At 40.2% G+C, this 18180-nt stretch carries 17 protein-coding genes, 1 tRNA gene, 1 other RNA gene, 1 pseudogene and 1 other annotated feature; of the genes and pseudogenes, 6 read left to right on the top strand and 14 right to left on the bottom strand.

Features of this window, described 5'->3' with window-relative positions:
* Positions 1 to 249: 249 nt before the first annotated feature.
* From AC3WTB_RS19135 to tadA, 7 genes are all read right to left on the bottom strand, one after another.
* On the bottom strand, positions 250 to 513 hold the full coding sequence (locus AC3WTB_RS19135; protein ID WP_034284261.1) for a pro-sigmaK processing inhibitor BofA family protein: 264 nt from the start codon (positions 511 to 513) through the stop codon (positions 250 to 252).
* A 66-nt stretch (positions 514 to 579) separates the two neighbouring features.
* Positions 580 to 804, bottom strand: a complete 225-nt coding sequence (locus AC3WTB_RS19130) for a YaaL family protein (RefSeq protein ID WP_024425764.1) — start codon at positions 802 to 804, stop codon at positions 580 to 582.
* An 18-nt stretch (positions 805 to 822) separates the two neighbouring features.
* Positions 823 to 1419 (bottom strand): recombination protein RecR, encoded by a 597-nt coding sequence (gene recR / locus AC3WTB_RS19125; RefSeq protein WP_003218094.1) that lies wholly within the window; start codon positions 1417 to 1419, stop codon positions 823 to 825.
* Between the two features lie 15 nt (positions 1420 to 1434).
* A complete protein-coding gene (locus AC3WTB_RS19120) occupies positions 1435 to 1758 on the bottom strand; it encodes a YbaB/EbfC family nucleoid-associated protein (protein WP_008342011.1) in 324 nt (107 codons plus the stop codon).
* A 26-nt stretch (positions 1759 to 1784) separates the two neighbouring features.
* The gene (gene dnaX, locus AC3WTB_RS19115; protein WP_039175861.1) at positions 1785 to 3497 is read right to left on the bottom strand and encodes a DNA polymerase III subunit gamma/tau; all 1713 of its coding nucleotides are present in this window, start codon (positions 3495 to 3497) and stop codon (positions 1785 to 1787) included.
* Between the two features lie 330 nt (positions 3498 to 3827).
* An RNA gene (gene ffs / locus AC3WTB_RS19110) (signal recognition particle sRNA large type) lies at positions 3828 to 4092 on the bottom strand.
* Between the two features lie 76 nt (positions 4093 to 4168).
* The gene (tadA, locus tag AC3WTB_RS19105; RefSeq protein ID WP_034284264.1) at positions 4169 to 4645 is read right to left on the bottom strand and encodes a tRNA adenosine(34) deaminase TadA; all 477 of its coding nucleotides are present in this window, start codon (positions 4643 to 4645) and stop codon (positions 4169 to 4171) included.
* Positions 4646 to 4724: 79 nt separating this feature from the next.
* On the opposite strand from tadA, the gene AC3WTB_RS19100 reads away from it, so the two are divergent.
* From AC3WTB_RS19100 to AC3WTB_RS19085, 4 genes are all read left to right on the top strand, one after another.
* Complete coding sequence (locus AC3WTB_RS19100) at positions 4725 to 5279, top strand: cysteine hydrolase family protein (RefSeq protein ID WP_492334102.1); 555 nt, start codon at positions 4725 to 4727, stop codon at positions 5277 to 5279.
* 99 nt (positions 5280 to 5378) lie between these two features.
* The gene (locus tag AC3WTB_RS19095) at positions 5379 to 6626 is read left to right on the top strand and encodes a glycoside hydrolase family 18 protein (protein WP_413815580.1); all 1248 of its coding nucleotides are present in this window, start codon (positions 5379 to 5381) and stop codon (positions 6624 to 6626) included.
* A gap of 85 nt (positions 6627 to 6711) precedes the next feature.
* Complete coding sequence (locus AC3WTB_RS19090) at positions 6712 to 7335, top strand: deoxynucleoside kinase (RefSeq protein ID WP_492334101.1); 624 nt, start codon at positions 6712 to 6714, stop codon at positions 7333 to 7335.
* Positions 7332 to 7991, top strand: a complete 660-nt coding sequence (locus tag AC3WTB_RS19085) for a deoxynucleoside kinase (protein WP_039175851.1) — start codon at positions 7332 to 7334, stop codon at positions 7989 to 7991. The genes AC3WTB_RS19090 and AC3WTB_RS19085 overlap by 4 nt, the downstream gene beginning before the upstream one ends.
* Positions 7992 to 8080: 89 nt before the next feature.
* Here the strand turns inward: AC3WTB_RS19085 and AC3WTB_RS19080 are convergent.
* From AC3WTB_RS19080 to pdxS, 5 genes and pseudogenes are all read right to left on the bottom strand, one after another.
* Positions 8081 to 8173, bottom strand: a tRNA-Ser gene (locus AC3WTB_RS19080).
* A 128-nt stretch (positions 8174 to 8301) separates the two neighbouring features.
* Positions 8302 to 8637, bottom strand: a pseudogene (locus tag AC3WTB_RS19075) (methyl-accepting chemotaxis protein); the annotation flags it as partial.
* Between the two features lie 596 nt (positions 8638 to 9233).
* Entirely contained in the window at positions 9234 to 10508 is a 1275-nt protein-coding gene (gene serS / locus AC3WTB_RS19070) for a serine--tRNA ligase (RefSeq protein ID WP_039175845.1), read from the bottom strand.
* A 49-nt stretch (positions 10509 to 10557) separates the two neighbouring features.
* Positions 10558 to 10774, bottom strand: a binding site (T-box leader).
* Positions 10775 to 10827: 53 nt separating this feature from the next.
* The gene (pdxT, locus tag AC3WTB_RS19065) at positions 10828 to 11418 is read right to left on the bottom strand and encodes a pyridoxal 5'-phosphate synthase glutaminase subunit PdxT (RefSeq protein ID WP_144468218.1); all 591 of its coding nucleotides are present in this window, start codon (positions 11416 to 11418) and stop codon (positions 10828 to 10830) included.
* A gap of 20 nt (positions 11419 to 11438) precedes the next feature.
* A complete protein-coding gene (gene pdxS / locus AC3WTB_RS19060; protein ID WP_039175840.1) occupies positions 11439 to 12323 on the bottom strand; it encodes a pyridoxal 5'-phosphate synthase lyase subunit PdxS in 885 nt (294 codons plus the stop codon).
* A 246-nt stretch (positions 12324 to 12569) separates the two neighbouring features.
* Here pdxS and pdxR point away from each other — a divergent pair, with 246 nt between their 5' ends.
* Positions 12570 to 14048 carry a MocR-like pyridoxine biosynthesis transcription factor PdxR gene (gene pdxR, locus AC3WTB_RS19055; protein WP_039175838.1) on the top strand — a complete coding sequence of 493 codons (1479 nt, stop codon included), beginning with the start codon at positions 12570 to 12572 and terminating at the stop codon, positions 14046 to 14048.
* A 42-nt stretch (positions 14049 to 14090) separates the two neighbouring features.
* Here the strand turns inward: pdxR and AC3WTB_RS19050 are convergent, their stop codons facing one another.
* Together AC3WTB_RS19050 and guaB are read right to left on the bottom strand one after the other, a co-directional pair.
* Positions 14091 to 15416, bottom strand: a complete 1326-nt coding sequence (locus AC3WTB_RS19050) for a D-alanyl-D-alanine carboxypeptidase family protein (RefSeq protein ID WP_366207074.1) — start codon at positions 15414 to 15416, stop codon at positions 14091 to 14093.
* A 160-nt stretch (positions 15417 to 15576) separates the two neighbouring features.
* Positions 15577 to 17043 (bottom strand): IMP dehydrogenase, encoded by a 1467-nt coding sequence (gene guaB, locus AC3WTB_RS19045; protein ID WP_024426749.1) that lies wholly within the window; start codon positions 17041 to 17043, stop codon positions 15577 to 15579.
* 121 nt (positions 17044 to 17164) lie between these two features.
* Between guaB and AC3WTB_RS19040 the strand changes: the two genes are divergently transcribed.
* Entirely contained in the window at positions 17165 to 18133 is a 969-nt protein-coding gene (locus AC3WTB_RS19040) for a YaaC family protein (RefSeq protein ID WP_492334100.1), read from the top strand.
* Positions 18134 to 18180 lie beyond the last annotated feature (47 nt).

Here is an 18180-nt window from a genome sequence, read left to right as displayed (position 1 = left end):
CAGCGTTTGACTGACTACCTATGAAGTATCATAGGATTTTTTTATAAAAACTCGAATTAACAGGTACGTTTTGTCTTTGTTTAGTTTTCAAAGAACTTGTTTACCGCTTCAGAAGCGACTAGAACATCTTATCACATCAAAGTTGTTAGTGTCAACAACTTTTTTGTTATTATGTTTTTTCGTTTCTTCGTCATCAGCGACGTATACTAATTTACCATCCTACCGAATTAAAGTCAACAATATTTTTCATTAAATAATAAACTTTTCAATTACAATTAAAGCTGCTACGCCTGGAATACCCAATAAACCGCTAATTCCACTCGTTACAGGATTAATAGAGACATGTAATCCTAGACTCTCGCCAAATAGGTTGAGGCAAAATAAAAAAAGAGCGCCTGCCACAAACTTCACTCCGATAAGCCCTAACCATTTGAATGGATTCGCCTGCACACCTGACATAAACAACAATAGCACAGCCAGCAAAATTGACCCAATCACAATAACAGGTTCCATAATCCTCTCATCCCCTCTTCATATGAATAGTACAAGCATATGAGAAGATTATGTACAATAGACCTGCTATTTCCAGTTGTTTAGACGTAAATTCCTCTTTTTCGCTTCTCTCAGATAGAAAAAGTACTTCGCTTGAGCAAGCTTTAATTCGAATAGAATGTCCGGTGAAGGCTCAACGCTATTTGCGACAAGCTTTTTTTGTCTGTTCCATTCTTCTTTTTGCTTAAAAAGCTGTTGAATTAATTTCTCATCGAATTCTTTTCGAATTGATTTTCTGCGAAGAAAACCCATGTACCGTACTTCTCCTTCCTACATCTCACGTCTGCCTTCTAGAGCCTTAGACAGTGTGACTTCATCCGCATACTCTAAATCTCCGCCTACTGGAAGTCCGTGAGCAATGCGAGAGAGTTTAATTCCTGATGGTTTTAACAATCTGGAGATATACATGGCTGTTGCTTCTCCTTCAATGTTTGGATTGGTTGCAAGGATCACCTCTGTCACTTGATCGTCTTGCAGTCTTTTTAATAGGTCAGGAATTTTAATATCCTCTGGACCAATTCCGTCCATTGGCGAAATGGCACCATGAAGCACATGATATAAGCCGTTGTATTCTTTCATTTTTTCCATTGCGATTACATCTTTTGGATCCTGCACTACACAGATAACAGATTGATCTCTTCTTGTATCTTCACAAATATAGCAAGGATCTTGGTCTGTGATATGACCGCATACCGAACAATAAGTTAAATTACGCTTTGCATTTACAAGCGCCTTCGCAAAATCTAGTACGACATCTTCCTGCATACTAAGAACAAAAAAAGCCAGACGGACCGCAGTTTTCGGTCCGATTCCTGGCAATTTCATAAAGCTGTCAATCAGCTTTGATATTGGTTCAGGATATTGCATCTTCAGTTATTCCTCCTAGAATAAACCTGGCATGTTCATTCCTTTTGTGAATTGACCCATCGTTTCATTCGTTAGCTCATCGACTTTTTTCAATGCATCGTTTGTCGCAGCAAGAACAAGATCTTGAAGCATATCGATATCTTCTGGATCAACAACTTCTTCATTAATTGCTACATCAACGACTTCTTTTTGTCCATTTACTTTTACAGTGACCATACCGCCACCAGCTGTACCTTCAAGAACTTTTTCTGCAAGCTCTTCTTGAGCCTTTGCCATATCCTTTTGCATTTTTTGCATTTGTTTCATCATTTTTTGCATATTTCCCATTCCACCGCGCATATGAACACCACTCTCTTTCATTTTTATTAATCTTTAATTTCAATTAAATCGGTTCCTACTAATTTCTTTGCTTCCGCAATCAATGGATCCTCTTCAGTAGAAGTTCCCTGACCATCTGCTTGTTCATCCGGCTGATGATCTCTTAAAAATTCTTCTCTTATTTTACCCCATTGAGCGTCAGGAACGCCAACTAATTCCACTCTTTTTCCTAACATAGACTCTAGCAGTTGTTCAAGATTGGTTCGAACACCGCTTTTATCTTCAGCAACCATTTTACAATGTATTTCAAATTTGAATTTTAAAACAAAGGCATGCGAAGCAGCCGCAACTGGCTCACTGTCCGTTAATAACGCAGCGTGAGACACCTTATTCTGCTGTTTCAACTGGGCAAGGAGCTCTCCCCATTTGCCTTTAATTTTTTCTAACTCAGGCCGTTTCGCTTCTTTTAGAATCTCATGAATTCGGCCGACAGGAGCACGATAGCCATTTTTGTTACTCGTTTGTGGTCGAGGCGCTTCCTTTTTTTCTTGAGGGCTATGAGATGGAGACATTGGTACCCCTTCGGCTCTTAGCCTTGAGAGTTCCTGTTCCAGCCTGTTTATTTTATCTGTTAGCGCCGTTAAATCAGCGTCAGCATGACCTTGTGTCAATCCTGCTGTTGACTGACACAGCTTTACAACCGCTACCTCAAAGAAAATTCTAGGATGATTTGTCCATTTCATTTCTTGGTGGCTTTTATTCAGGACTTCAATTGTTTCATACAGAAACTGAGGTGTCACACGATCTGACAGCGCCACGAAACTTTCGTCGACCTTTACCTTTTCAAGGACACCCTCGAGATCTGGTGCCGTTTTATAAAGCAGCATATCTCTAAAGTAAAAAATCATATCCTCTATTAATTTAGCAGCATCTTTCCCCTGCTGAAGCAATTCATTTAATGTATCTAACGCTGTGGCAATATTTTGATCAAAAATTGCTTCAGCAAGCTGACTAATGAAATGCTGAGATACAGCACCTGTAATGAGCAGCGCATCATCAATTGTCAATTGATCACCACTAAATGAGATCGCTTGATCTAAGAGACTTAGTGCATCACGCATACCGCCATCAGCTGCACTAGCAATAATCTCGAGCGATCCCTCCTGTACGTTTAGGCCTTCTGCATCTACAATTTTCTCCATTCTTCCAACAATATCTTTGGTCGTGATTCGTTTAAAATCAAATCGCTGACAACGAGATATGATGGTAAGAGGAATCTTATGAGGCTCTGTGGTAGCCAAAATAAAGATACAATGAGCAGGCGGTTCTTCCAGCGTTTTAAGGAGGGCATTAAATGCACCGATAGAGAGCATATGTACTTCATCTATAATATAAACCTTATATGTAACCGCCGAAGGAGCAAATTTCACTTTATCACGTATATCTCGGATTTCATCTACCCCGTTATTCGAGGCAGCATCTATTTCAATCACGTCTGAAATTGAACCGTTTGTAATTCCTTTACAGGCATCACATTCATTACACGGCTCACTAACAGGTGACTTTTCACAGTTCACTGCCTTTGCAAAGATTTTGGCAGCACTTGTTTTACCTGTTCCTCTAGGACCTGAAAATAAGTAAGCATGAGAAAACTTTTTCTGCAAAAGGGCATTTTGCAACGTTTTTGTGATGTGTTCTTGTCCAACAACATCCTCAAAAACTTGAGGTCTGAACACTCGATATAAAGCTTGATAACTCACAAATACGCCCTCCTCCATTTATCATCCTTTTCATTATACATGATGCACCGATCAATTCAAAAGCACACCTTTATTTTCTAATATGTCAAAAAGATGATTTCAATTATAGAGTTTCTACTTTTCATGCTTTAAAAACGTATTTTCTAGCTTTGTGAAAAGACCTGAAACCTCAAACAGAACACCAGTTCTTGTTACAATTAGCGAAAAAAACAAATGGCGCCAAAAAGACTTTTTATCTATTTGTATAACTAAAGCAGTTGAGCTATCCTTTGAACAGCAACAAAAAACTCACCTAGATAAACTAGATGAGTTACATTTAATATTGATTTACCGTGCACCTTCTGTCGATTCGCTACCCCAAGCGTTACTTAAACAGTTAGCTCGGCCCAGGCAACCCTGCGGCACATGAGAGGTTTCACTTAATGCTGCTTCCTTCCGGACCTGACATGGTTCATGAATTCCCATTGCGCAGGACCCAGACGTCAACACCACTTATTTAAGGCAGACCTTGAAGTAAACGAACCTCGAGAAGGGATTCGGCCTCGCTAGAGCGGATTGCGAGTACAGGGCACCGCTACCTCCCCGCTTAGCACGGCAAAATGAATATTAAATTGTTAGTGATGCAGACATAAGTATACCTTCTTATAGCTCAAATTGCAAACGACATCCATTCATTTACTTTTGGCTTGTTTCTTTCGCTGACGGAGATTTCGGAAGAACTGACTTAACAGCTCACCACACTCATTTTCAAGTACACCACCGATGACCTCAGACTGATGATTAAACCGTTCATCATCCAATAAATTCATTAAAGTACCTGCACATCCACCTTTTGGATCGTATGCACCAAAAACAACCTTTTTCACTCTAGAGAGAACAATAGCACCTGCACACATTGGGCATGGTTCAAGCGTAACGTAAAGAACAGCATCTTCTAAACGCCAGCTCCCTGTCGCTTTACATGCTTCATCAATAGCAAGTAATTCTGCATGTGCAATTGAACGCTGCTCACTTTCCCTTAAATTATGAGCCCGGCTCACGATTTGGTCATCAACAACTATGATGGCACCAATCGGCACTTCTCCTATTTGTTCTGCTTTTAAGGCTTCGGAAATGGCTTCTTGCATAAACTGTTCATCTTTCGTCATGGCACGGCTCTCTTTTCATGTTTTTTAAAAGGAAATTGAGGTTAACATATTATCACAATCTTTTAAAGGGGGTCTTAATTTGTCAAAACACCAAAAGGCGCTGCTTATAATCGACATGATTAATAATTTTGATTTTGAAATGGGACATGTGCTTGCAGAAAAAACAGAGCAAATGACCAATAAAATTTTAGCTCTTAAAGAACATGCTTTCAAGGAAAATTGGCCAATCATTTATATCAACGATCACTACGGACTTTGGAAGGCTGATATCCAAGCTGTTCTGGAAACATGCAAAAACGAAAGAAGCGCTCCTATTTTAGAGAAAATGACACCATCTAAAGATAATTACTTCTTAATTAAACCTAAGCATTCTGCCTTCTACGGTACTGCACTAGAGACACTCTTAAATGAATTAGGTATTGAGGACATTATTCTAACTGGAATTGCCGGAAACATATGCGTTTTGTTCACTGCAAATGACGCGTACATGCGAGAATACAATCTAATTGTACCTAAAGATTGTATCGCTTCAAACGACGACAGAGATAACGACTACGCTTTAACGATGATGGAGAACGTCCTTCTAGCAAAAATCACCACCGCTAAGGAAATCACGAATGAAAATCAAACATGATTTAGCCATAACCCTCATAAATTGTTAGCAATAACAAAGGGGGCGTTGACTATTCAAATTTATGTTGTCAAAAGAGGAGATACTTTAAACGATATTGCCATGCGTTTTAAAACGACAGTCAATGAAATCATCCGTACTAACGAAATCGAAACACCAAATCAACTCGTCATTGGACAAACAATTGTCATTCCAATTAGAGGTCAATTTTATGAGGTCAAACAAAATGACACACTATATCAAATTGGTAGACGGTTTCAAATCTCAGTGGAAGAGTTGGCACGTGTGAACAGAATTCGACCTGAAGCGATACTACCTATTCGCTTCTTGCTCTATATTCCACAAAGACCGAAAAGGAACATTAATTCCAATGCTTATATTGAACCACGCGGAAATCAAGTCAGTGAAAACTTAAAGCAGGCAGCCAGAGAGGCCTCCCCATACTTAACCCATTTAGACGTCTTTAGTTTTCAAGCACAAAGAGATGGGACGCTGCGAGAACCACCTTTAGACCAACTACCCCAGATTGCCGCTCAGAACAGAACTGTATTAACCATGGTGGTGACGAATCTAGAGAATGAAAAATTCAGTGATGAACTTGGCCGTATTCTTTTAACTAATCAATCTGTCAAAACGGCATTTTTAAATGAAATTGTTCGTGTTGCCAAGAAGTATCAATTCAAGGAAATCCATTTTGATTTTGAATATTTACGCCCTGTTGATAAAGATGCTTATATTCAATTTTTAAGAGAGGCAACAGCTCGTTTCCATCAAGAAGGATGGACAATATCTGTTGCACTTGCACCAAAAACAAGTAGTCAGCAAAAGGGCAAATGGTATGAAGCCCATGACTATGAAGCGATCGGTAAGATCGTCGATCATGTTGTGTTGATGACCTATGAATGGGGGTACAGCGGCGGACCTGCACAAGCTGTCTCTCCAATTGGACCTGTCCGCCAAGTCATTGAATATGCACTAACTGTCATACCGGCAAATAAAATTGTAATGGGACAGAATTTATATGGCTATGATTGGACACTTCCTTTCGTCCAGGGCGGCCCGATCGCCAAAGCCGTCAGTCCTCAACAAGCAATTGCACTTGCTAGACAGCACAATGTCTCTATCCTATACGACGAAACAGCACAAGCACCTCATTTTCGTTATACAGATGCCAATAACAAAGAGCATGAAGTCTGGTTCGAAGACGCTAGGTCGATTCAAGCAAAATTCAACCTCATCAAAGAGCTAAAATTAAACGGAATTGCTTATTGGAAATTAGGTCTATCTTTCCCACAAAATTGGCTCTTATTATCAGATCAATTTAATATTGAAAAAAGAACGACATCGTAATCCATTCGCTCTATCTATTAGAAGGGGTATGGTACAATATACATTGGTTTGACAACTTTAACTTTATAGATAGAGGAGAACGCCTATGTATCCTGCCCCTTTTATTGCAGTGGAAGGCCCAATTGGAGCCGGAAAAACAACTTTGGCTACAATGCTTGCAAAGGAATTTCAATTTCCTTTAGTAAAAGAGATTGTAGAAGAAAATCCATTCTTAGATAAATTTTATGAAGATATGGAACAATGGAGCTTTCAGCTTGAGATGTTCTTTTTATGCAATCGGTTCAAACAGTTAGAATTAATTGAAGAAAACTATGTGAATAAACAGCAGCCGGTTGTCACTGATTATCATGTCTATAAAAATATGATATTTGCAGAAAGAACATTATCAAAAAAGCACATGGATAAATACAGAAAGATCTATCACCTGCTAACAGATGATCTTCCTAAACCAAATGCCATGATCTATATAAAAGCCAGCCTTCCAACCTTACTTGAAAGAATACAGATGAGAGGACGCTCTTTTGAAGAAGACATTGACCCAGCTTATTTAAAAACACTCATTGAAGATTATGAGCTGGCCATTGAACATTTAAAACAGACTGAGCCAGAGCTTCCTATCATTACAATTGAAGGAGATCATACAGACTTCGTTTCCTCACAGCAAGATTACCAGCAAATTGTACAGAACATAAAGGAGCAAGTGCTATGAACAAGATCGAAATACCAAAGGACGCCGTCATCACAATTGCCGGGACTGTTGGTGTCGGCAAATCCACTATGACCAAAACAATAGCAGACAAGCTAGGGTTTCAAACGTCTCTTGAAAAAGTAGATGATAACCCATATTTAGAGCCTTTTTATTCAGATTTCCAAAGATGGAGCTTCCACTTACAGGTCTATTTCCTGGCTGAGCGTTTTAAGGAGCAAAAGCGGATTTTTGAATCTGGCGGAGGATATGTACAAGATCGTTCCATTTATGAGGACACTGGCATTTTTGCAAAAATGCATGCGGACAAAGGTACGATGTCTGAGGTCGATTATGAAACATATACAAGCCTATTTGAGGCGATGGTGATGACACCTTACTTCCCTCACCCTGATGTCCTCATCTATCTGCACGGGGATTTAGATCATATTTTACATCGTATTGAAGAACGCGGCAGAGAAATGGAAACTCAAACTGACCGGGCTTATTGGGAAGAAATGTACACTCGATACACAGAGTGGATCGAACAATTTGATTTATGCCCAGTGATTAAAATTAATATTGAAGATTACGACCTACTTCATGATGAAAGTTCACTTGATCCCATTCTTCATGAAATAGCTTCTGTTATTCAAAAAAATCGCTCTAAAACAAAATAAAAAAAACCGCTGCATTCGCGAAATGCAGCGGTTTGACAATTTCCAATTTTTATGCTTGCGTTCAATTCAACTAAGGTAAAAAATCAATATGGCGGAGGAAGAGGGATTCGAACCCCCGCGGGCTTTGACACCCCTGTCGGTTTTCAAGACCGATCCCTTCAGCCGGACTTGGGTATTCCTCCGTATCGACAAGAATTAATATACCATATCATTTTATTTGAAGTCAACATCTTTTCGAAAAAAATTTCAATTTGTGATTTCGGCATGATATTTGCCTATAAAAAAGCAGCCATTGATGGCTGCTCTTGATCTATTTCGTATCCTGTCTCATTTCTTCAATAAACTGATTCATCTCTACTTTAAACTCATTTAATGATTCGATAATCTTCGTAAAGTCTGTCACTTGTTCGGCTTGTTCATTTGTTGAGCTGCTGATTTGTGAGATGTTTTCAGACAAAGTGCCAATGCTGTCTTGGATTTCTTTTAAAAATGTATTAATGGTTTCAGCCGCTTCCTTCGAGCCATCTGATAATTTACGCACTTCATCAGCCACGACAGCGAACCCTTTTCCATTCTCACCTGCTCTTGCAGCTTCAATTGCAGCATTTAAACCTAGCAAATTTGTTTGTCTAGCGATTCCGCCAATGGTTTTGACGACTTCTTCAATATTCGCGGATTTCTCTTCCGCTCTTCCTGCCTGTTCGCTTATTTCTAAACTTGTAGCAGCCAGCTCTTGTGAATGTGCAGCAATTTGCTCAATTCCACCTTGGAGTTCTTTCGCTACTTTATTGATTTGCTCCATATAACCGCTTAATTTTTTTTCACGATGATATGTAAATGCCACTAAAAAAGAGCCAATTACTTTTCTATCTTCATCAAAAATCGGGTAACCTTTTACAGCAACTTCATAACCATATAGTGATTCTGGTAAGTAACCGTCATATTCTTGTCCTCTTAATGTCGTCGCCACATTTTGGTCTTCTGGGTTCAATGGGTCCCCAACTTTCATACCAAAATCTATTGTGTTAGACGGGTAATAACAAAGTACCTTCTCTGTATCCGTGATACCGAAAAGAATACTTTCATCTAGTACCTTTCTAAGTAATTGAGCCATTTCAACATAATAGTCAAGCCTATTCAAGATTATTCCTTCTTTCCTAGAAGCTTTTACTCTTTTTATCGGCTAAATTCAGGAAAACTGTAGGACTTTTGGTAAAAAGAATAAGATGCCTTGACGGCATCTTATTTCATCACTTCTTTATTTCCCATGTAAGGACGCAGTACTTCAGGAATGATCACTGTGCCGTCCTCTTGTTGATAGTTTTCTAAAATAGCCGCTACGGTTCTTCCTACCGCTAATCCAGATCCATTTAATGTGTGGACATGTTCTGGCTTCGCTTTAGGCTCCGGACGGAAACGAATGTTTGCACGTCTTGCTTGGAATGCTTCGAAGTTACTACAAGAAGAAATTTCACGGTACGTATTCTGGCTCGGAATCCATACTTCGATATCGTATTTCTTCGCAGCTGTGAAGCCTAAATCTCCCGTACACATGCTCATGACACGGTATGGCAGGTTCAATAGCTGAAGCACTTTTTCTGCTTGATTTGTTAATTTCTCTAATTCTTCATAAGAATCTTCTGGTCTGACAAATTTCACGAGCTCTACTTTGTTAAATTGATGCTGACGGATAAGTCCACGTGTATCTCTGCCGGCAGATCCAGCTTCTGATCTGAAGCAAGCACTGAATGCTGCATAGTTGATTGGCAGCTGTTCACCATCGAGAATTTCGTCACGATGCATGTTGGTAATCGGGACTTCGGCTGTTGGAATGAGGAAGTAATCTTCTTCGCGAATTTTAAAGGCATCCTCTTCGAATTTTGGAAGCTGACCAGTTCCTGTCATGCTCGCTCTGTTGACCATATAAGGTGGAAGCACTTCAGTAAAACCAAACTCATCCACATGTAAATCAAGCATAAAATTATACAATGCGCGCTCTAAGCGTGCGCCAAGCCCTTTATAAAAAACGAAACGGCTTCCTGTCACTTTTCCTGCACGTTCAAAATCAAGGATGTTGAGCTCATCAGCTACGTCCCAATGTGGTTTTGGTTCAAATGAGAAGGCTGGCTGTTCGCCCCATTTTCTCACTTCCACGTTGTCGTCTTCTGTTTCACCAACTGGTACAGAGTCATGAGGGATATTTGGAATTGAGAACAGGATGTGCTGCAGGCTTTCTTCTACTGTTCTTAGCTCGTCATCCAGCTTCTTGATCTCATCTCCTACCTCTCGCATTTCTTGAATAATGTGATCGGCGTCTTTCTTTTCTCTTTTTAGAACGGCTACTTGTTGTGATACTTCATTTCTTCGGCTCTTTAATTCTTCTGTTTTCCCGATTAATTCTCTTCTTTTTTGATCTAGCTCACCAAACTTATCAAAATCCGCTAAATCTTCGCCTCGGTGTGCTAATTTTTCTTTGATTTGATCAAAGTCCGTGCGCAGTTGTTTAATATCCAGCATGTATAACACTCCTTTTTTTATCGAAAAATAAAAAGAGCCCTCATCCCATGAAAGGGACGAGAGCTCTCGCGTTGCCACCCTGATTGAAAACATGCAGAAGCATGCTTCCCTCTTTCCTCTGTAACGGTATCACCGTAAATGCTTACTTCTCTTGTTTCAGCATTTCGCTCAAGGATGGATTCAGAATGCATCTTTCACCGATTCTCACCAACCATCGGCTCTCTGAGAAAGAGGGGCTTCTTACTATTTCCCGTCAACGCTTTTTCGATCTTTGATTGTGTTTTTAATGTACTATAAGTTTTATCTCTTTTCAACCGTTTTATACAGCAAGCTTCGTTTTGTAGGACTTCACCATATCAACAAACAACTGCGTTAACCGGTGATCGTCTGTCAGCTCTGGATGAAAAGAGCAGCCTAGGAGATTGTTTTCTTTCGCCATCACAATCCTGCCATCATATTCGGCCATGATTTCTACGCTATCATCTGCGCTGATGATATGAGGCGCACGGATGAACACCCCTGTAAACGGCGCATCCAGTCCTTTTACTTCTAAATCTGCTTCAAAGCTGTCTACCTGTCTGCCAAAAGAGTTCCGTGCAACAGATACATTTAACAATCCAAGATGAGCATCTTCTCGATCTTCGACATGCTTTGCCAGCATAATCAACCCGGCACATGTACCGAAAATCGGTTTCCCTTGAGCAGCGAACGCTTTGATCGGATCAATGAATTGGTACGTATCCATGAGTCTTCTCATCGTCGTACTTTCTCCACCAGGGATAATCAAACCGTCAACGGATTCTAGCTCTTCTACTCGTTTGATGATCTTTCCTTCTGCTCCGCAGGCTTCAATTGATTGAATATGCTCTCTCACCGCTCCTTGAAGCCCTAGTACACCAATTGTCAGCATGTTCGTTTGCGCTCCCTTAATTACCAGCCACGCTCTTGCATACGTTCTTCTGGCAGTAGATTTGAAATTTCAATTCCTTTCATAGCTGTTCCAAGCTCTTTTGAAAGTTCTGCAATGAGACGATAATCAGTGTAATGAGTTGTTGCTTCAACAATCGCTTTGGCGAATTTAGCTGGATTGTCTGATTTGAAGATACCAGATCCGACAAATACACCATCTGCTCCAAGCTGCATCATTAACGCTGCATCTGCTGGTGTTGCAACGCCTCCAGCTGCAAAGTTCACAACTGGCAGCTTGCCATCTCTTTTGATTTGCAGCAATAATTCATAAGGCGCGCCAAGGTTCTTGGCTTCTGTCATCAGTTCATCTTCACTCATGGCTGATACTTTACGAATCTGAGCATTGACCTTTCTCATATGACGAACAGCTTCTACAATGTTGCCTGTGCCTGGCTCTCCTTTTGTACGAAGCATAGAAGCGCCTTCTGCGATACGGCGGGTTGCCTCACCTAAGTCGCGGCATCCACAGACAAAAGGTACTGTGTATTCATTTTTATTTAAATGGAATTCTTCATCTGCGGGCGTCAGCACTTCACTCTCATCGATATAATCAACACCAAGTGCTTCAAGAACACGAGCCTCGACGATGTGGCCGATACGTGCTTTTGCCATGACTGGAATCGTTACGGCATTTTGTACTTCCTCTACGATTCTTGGGTCTGCCATACGGGCAACACCGCCTGCTGCACGGATATCAGCTGGTACTCGTTCTAGTGCCATGACTGCCACCGCACCTGCTTCTTCTGCAATTTTTGCCTGCTCCGCATTGACGACATCCATAATGACGCCACCCTTTTGCATTTCTGCCATTCCACGTTTCACTCGTTCAGTTCCCTTATTGCTCACAATAGTTTCCTCCCATTTGTCTATTCGATTCATTTAACATCTTTATCATACAAGCGAGAAAGTATAACAATAAAGAGAATAGTATAACAATTCAAACAGCCGATAAAAAAGAATAAACCCTTGTATATAAAGGGTTTCAAGCTAAAAACATGTCATTTCCTCTTTCAAGTGTGATTTACATGCTATAATGCAACTATAACAATTAAAATTCATGTATAACAATGTTGCATTATATGGAGGGGTTTCATGCATATTGATATCCATCGACACTCTGATACATCTCTTTCAAATCAAATTTACTTTTCAATCATTGACCACATTCAATCAGGTTTGCTTCAGCAAGGAGAAAAGCTGCCAACTGTCCGTGATTTAGCTAAGCAGCTCAATGTGAGTCTTGTCACGGCAGCAAAGGCATACACCCGATTAAAGGACGACGGATATTTAAAAACGGTGCAAGGTAAAGGAACATTTGTGGATGAGCAGCAAGAGCAGGCAGAGATTCCGGTTCCATCATCTACTTCTTTCGATTGGCAGTTGTCGATTCCAGATTATTTACCACGGTCTCAATTCGCTCAGTATCACTATGTCGAAGAAGCCATTAACCTTTCTTCCTCTATGATCGATCCAGGGCTTTTGCCCAACCGGTATTTAGAAAAAGAGATGCAGCATGTACTAGCCAGGCATCCCCAAATCATGTCGAAGTATGGTGAGATACAAGGTGATCTCCAACTGCGACAAGTCATTCAGTCTTTTTTAGAAAAGTTGGATGTGCCGTCTACACCTGAAAATATCCTAGTAACAAGTGGTTCTCAGCAAGGGCTTGATTTGGTGGCACGTACGTTTATTGGGCCGGATGATGTGGTGGTCATGGAAGCACCCACATACCCCGGGGCCATTGATGTCTTTATGGGCAGAGGAGCAAGAATCATTACTGTCCCTGTCGATCATGAAGGGATGAACATGAAACAGCTTCAAAGCATTTGTGATAAATATAAACCGAAACTCATCTATACGATTCCTACTTTCCACAGTCCAACAGGGGCCAGTATGTCGATGAAGCGTAGAAAACAGCTTCTCTTACTAGCTCAAAGCATTGATTGTCTCATTGTAGAAGATGACCCTTATCGCGAGCTTTATTTTGAAAAGAAACCGCCAGCACCTATTAAAAGCTTGGATCATGATGGACACGTCATTTATTTACGAGGATTAAGTAAAACACTGGCTCCAGGATGCAGAATCGGGATTATCACAGCCTCAGGCTCGATATTTAACCGTTTATTAGCTGCAAAGGCCAATAATGACTTAGGCAGCCCTCTCCTCACACAAAAGGCCATATTGCCGTTTCTGACATCGAAGAAAATGATTGATCATACGAAGAAGCTAAGAACCGCCTTGAAAGTGAGACGCGATTTGATGATGGATGTGTTAACGAAACACGCACCGAAAGATGTAACGTGGCAAATTCCACAGGGCGGGCTCAATTTATGGCTTAGCTTTCCTTCCTGGGTCGATACACGAGCACTGTTGCATGAGGCACGTAAGCAGCAAATCACCTTTCTGCCTGGCTCTGTCTGCTATCCTGGAGAGCCGAAGCAGAATTATATCCGCCTCAGCTTTTCCTATGTGAATGAAAAAGCACTGACCGAAGGTGTGGAAAAGTTATGTGATATTTTTCAGCAAGCTTTATCCACTCCTCAAAATCAGAAGCAATCGCTCTTCTTTTAACGGAAAAAAAACTGCTCTCATGAATAGAGAGCAGTTTTTTTATTAGAACCAACCTTTTACTGTGTCAACGATTCCGCCCCAAATGCCAGCGAAGAATCCACCTACACCCCGCATTGCTAGGATGAACCAGTTTGCTTTTTCATCGCCTGTTTTCGTCACAAGCTCAACACCTGATTGGTCTTTATTTAAATAGCCGTAGTCCTTCTCATCACCAGAATAAGAAGTCGTCAGCATGCCAACCTTCGTTCCTTTTTTAATAGGAGCTTCTAGGTTCTTTTTCTCGATATTTACTTTTGCTTTATAGCTCTTTTCGTCACCATTTTTTACTGGCACAGAAAATGCTTCTTTCGTCACAACAGGTACTTCTTTATCTTTGCCTTTATCAACTGCGATGTTTTCATGTCCTTTGATTTGTTGACCTTTTTTGTACATTTCTTTCATCGTGAAGTTTTTAAACGCATAGTCGAACAGTTTTTTCGCCACGTCGAAACGTGCTGTATGAAGATTACCTTTTGCATTTAGGATGACGGCAATGACGCGCATGTCACCTTGTTTTGCCGTACCTGTGAAGCTAGAACCGGCTGAATCTGTTGATCCTGTTTTCAGACCGTCTACACCTTTATATTCCTTCACAAGTCCTTTAAGCATGAAGTTCCAGTTAGGCATGTCCATTTCATCGTCAGTGCCTTCTCTGAACTTCGTTTTCGCAATACTTGCTGTTTCAAGAATTTCTGGATGGTCTTTGATGAGATGCTGTGCAAGCAATGCCATATCTTTTGCCGATACTTCACTTTCTTCATCAGGACCTGTACCTTTTGGCTGTTGGCCATGTAAGTCTTTATTTTCAAGACCAGTTGCATTCACGAATTTGTAGTTTGTTAAACCAAGTTCTTTTGCTTTTGCGTTCATTTTTTCAACAAACTTCGATTCTGATCCAGCGATCACTTCTGCTAAACCAATCGCTGCTGCATTTGCCGAATAAATAGCCGTTGCTTGATAAAGTTCTTTTACTGTATACGAACCATCTTTTCTCAAAGGAACGTTAGATAAACTGCGGTCCTGAGAAATTTCGTATACATAATCATCTGGCGTATACTTTTGATCCCATTTCACTTTACCTTCAGCAATCGCCTCTAGTAATAGATACTCGGTCATCATTTTTGCCATACTTGCAATAGGCAGTCTTTGATCTGCATTTTTACTATAAAGAATTTTACCTGTAGAAGCTTCAATAAGGATCGCTGCTTTCGCATTCACACTGAATGGATCTTCAGCAGCCTTTGCTTTGGACATTGGTGTAAATGCTGTAACAATCAATGCCAATGCAAGGATAGAGACCATAAGCTGTTTCAATATCTTGCTGTTCAATCGTCATACCTCCGTATTCATCTTTTTTCGACGTTTTTCATATATATGTAATCCACAAGGGCTTATTTCAACACAACAGTATAAATTTTATCACAATAAAGACAAAAAAAATAGACAGAGTCATAGACCCTGTCAAATGTAATTTGATTGTCACAATTTATCAAGAAATTGTGTAGTTTGGTGATTCTTTTGTAATTTGTACATCATGTGGATGACTCTCACGAAGTCCTGCACCTGTCATACGAATGAACTGTGCTTCTTCTCTAAGAGTGCGTAAATCCTGTGTTCCACAATAGCCCATACCAGAACGAATACCGCCAACTAGTTGATACACTGTATCAACGACTGGCCCTTTGTATGGTGTACGGCCTTCGATTCCTTCAGGAACGAATTTTTTATTATCTTCTTGGAAGTAACGATCTTTACTTCCTTTTTCCATTGCAGCGACAGAACCCATACCACGATAAACTTTGAAGCGTCTACCTTGGAAAATTTCTGTTTCTCCTGGGCTTTCAGATGTACCAGCTAGAAGGCTTCCCAGCATAACAGCATGTCCGCCAGATGCTAGTGCTTTCACGATATCACCTGAATATTTAATTCCACCATCTGCAATAATAGCTTTACCATGTTTTCTTGCTTCTGTTGCACAGTCATAGATCGCTGTGATTTGTGGTACACCAACACCTGCAACAACACGTGTTGTACAAATAGATCCTGGTCCGATACCGACTTTCACAATATCTGCTCCTGCTTCAAACAATGCTTTTGTTGCTTCAGCTGTTGCAACATTACCAGCAATGATGTTAAGAGAAGGATACGTTTCACGGATTTTCGATACAGTGTTTAGAACACCTTGAGAATGACCGTGTGCTGTATCAATGACAATAACATCCACATTGGCTTCGACTAATTTTTTCACACGTGTCATTGTATCGCCAGTGACACCAACAGCGGCACCAACAATTAAACGGCCATGTGCATCTTTAGAGGAGTTAGGGAATTCAATCACTTTTTCAATATCTTTGATTGTGATAAGACCTTTTAACGTTCCTTCGTCATCTAAGAGAGGTAATTTTTCAATCTTGTATTGCTGTAAGATTTTTTCAGCTTCTTCTAACGTTGTGCCAACAGAAGCTGTCACAAGTTCCTCTTTTGTCATCACGTCGCTAATCTTCATTGAATAATCCGAAATAAAACGAAGGTCACGGTTCGTAATAATACCAACAAGCTTTTGGTCTTGTTCGTTGTTGACAATCGGCACACCTGAAATACGGTATTTACCCATTAAATGCTCTGCATCAAATACTTGATGCTCTGGTGTTAAGAAGAATGGATTTGTAATAACGCCGCGCTCTGAACGTTTTACTTTATCCACCTGTTCTGCTTGCTGTTCAATGGACATGTTCTTATGAATAATACCAAGACCACCTTGACGTGCCATTGCAATCGCCATTTGTGATTCCGTCACTGTATCCATTCCAGCACTGATAATTGGAATGTTTAGCTTTAATGTACTTGTTAGCTCCACTGATAAATCGACATCACGCGGAAGTACTTCAGACTTTGCTGGAACAAGCAAAACATCGTCAAACGTCAAACCTTCTTTTGAAAATTTACTTTCCCACATTAGTAAATCCCCCTCTTTTCGGCAAAATATTATATGTAGATTATCAACTAGCAAACAGCATGTCAAGGAAGCAACAAACAGTTGCAATTTTTAGAAAATATAAAGAGAGTTGAGGAAGAAGATGAAAAGTTCAGGATGGAAGGATTTAAAACGTTTTTACTCGCTAGAAACTTCCCAAAAGTTTCTATTTCAACAATATGAGAAACGGAACATTCCAGATGCAAATCAGCAAGCCTATAAAAACTGTGAACGATTTATTTACTTTCTAAAACACGGCCATACGTTTTATGAACAGGCTGCGATCGCACCTTTAGAACTTAAACCCATTTTATTGTTTTATGGAATGGCACAGCTGCTAAAAGCATGTTTGCTGACAGTTGATCCCCATTATCCTTCTCAAACCTCTGTTTTAGCCCATGGCGTAACATCGAGAAAGAGAAAAAAACAGCATTACCGCTTTAGCGAAGATGAAGTGAAAATCCAAAGAAACGGGCTATGTATGCATGTGTTAAAGCATCTATTTCATTTAAAGGGTCTTGAAGATGAGCGATTTACAATGATCCATCTCCTGTCCAAAATACCTGAAATGAGTCATATTCTTGAGTTTCAAAAGCAGCCCGCGACATTAGTTAAAGTGGAAAAGGCGAATGGAATGATGATTCAAGATCATATTCCATTACTTTATAACATGTCTGCTGAACGCTTTATTGAATACTTTGAGTTCCATACAAGCTGGAAACTCAAACAGAGAGAGGCTAAGAAATTGACGTTTGATGTATTTCTTGAAGAAAACCCAGCACTTGCTACTCATCTTCATTATGATTTAGAAATGGATCAATGGTTTATACCGTCAACACGAGATGCTTTTCTAGGGATTCCTGAGATCATCAGCCATTACTTATTGATGTATAACCTTAGTATGATTGCCCGCTACGAAACAGAATGGTGGTACGAGCTGCTGTCTCAATACATTAGTGATGATTACGTCATGATTGAACGCTACATGGAGATTGCAGAAGAGAAGTTCCCAGCTTACATCATGATGCTGTTAGAAGAAAAAACAAAAAAGACCAGTTCCAAATGGAACTGATCCTGATAGAAGCTTGGCGGCGTCCTACTCTCACAGGGGGAAACCCC

The sequence above is a fragment of the Bacillus sp. EB106-04-04-XG123 genome, assembly GCF_058791855.1.
The sequence above is the reverse complement of the archived record's forward strand: the minus strand, read 5'-3'. Positions and strand labels throughout refer to the sequence as shown.

Bases quoted from the DNA above. Each gene is read 5' to 3' on its own strand.
- AC3WTB_RS19135 (WP_034284261.1), bottom strand. From the start codon at position 513: ATGGAACCTGTTATTGTGATTGGGTCAATTTTGCTGGCTGTGCTATTG.
- AC3WTB_RS19130 (WP_024425764.1), bottom strand. From the start codon at position 804: ATGGGTTTTCTTCGCAGAAAATCAATTCGAAAAGAATTCGATGAGAAA.
- recR (WP_003218094.1), bottom strand. From the start codon at position 1,419: ATGCAATATCCTGAACCAATATCAAAGCTGATTGACAGCTTTATGAAA.
- AC3WTB_RS19120 (WP_008342011.1), bottom strand. From the start codon at position 1,758: ATGCGCGGTGGAATGGGAAATATGCAAAAAATGATGAAACAAATGCAA.
- tadA (WP_034284264.1), bottom strand. From the start codon at position 4,645: ATGACGAAAGATGAACAGTTTATGCAAGAAGCCATTTCCGAAGCCTTA.
- AC3WTB_RS19095 (WP_413815580.1), top strand. From the start codon at position 5,379: ATGCGTTTTAAAACGACAGTCAATGAAATCATCCGTACTAACGAAATC.
- AC3WTB_RS19090 (WP_492334101.1), top strand. From the start codon at position 6,712: ATGTATCCTGCCCCTTTTATTGCAGTGGAAGGCCCAATTGGAGCCGGA.
- AC3WTB_RS19085 (WP_039175851.1), top strand. From the start codon at position 7,332: ATGAACAAGATCGAAATACCAAAGGACGCCGTCATCACAATTGCCGGG.
- serS (WP_039175845.1), bottom strand. From the start codon at position 10,508: ATGCTGGATATTAAACAACTGCGCACGGACTTTGATCAAATCAAAGAA.
- pdxT (WP_144468218.1), bottom strand. From the start codon at position 11,418: ATGCTGACAATTGGTGTACTAGGGCTTCAAGGAGCGGTGAGAGAGCAT.
- pdxR (WP_039175838.1), top strand. From the start codon at position 12,570: ATGCATATTGATATCCATCGACACTCTGATACATCTCTTTCAAATCAA.
- guaB (WP_024426749.1), bottom strand. From the start codon at position 17,043: ATGTGGGAAAGTAAATTTTCAAAAGAAGGTTTGACGTTTGACGATGTT.
- AC3WTB_RS19040 (WP_492334100.1), top strand. From the start codon at position 17,165: ATGAAAAGTTCAGGATGGAAGGATTTAAAACGTTTTTACTCGCTAGAA.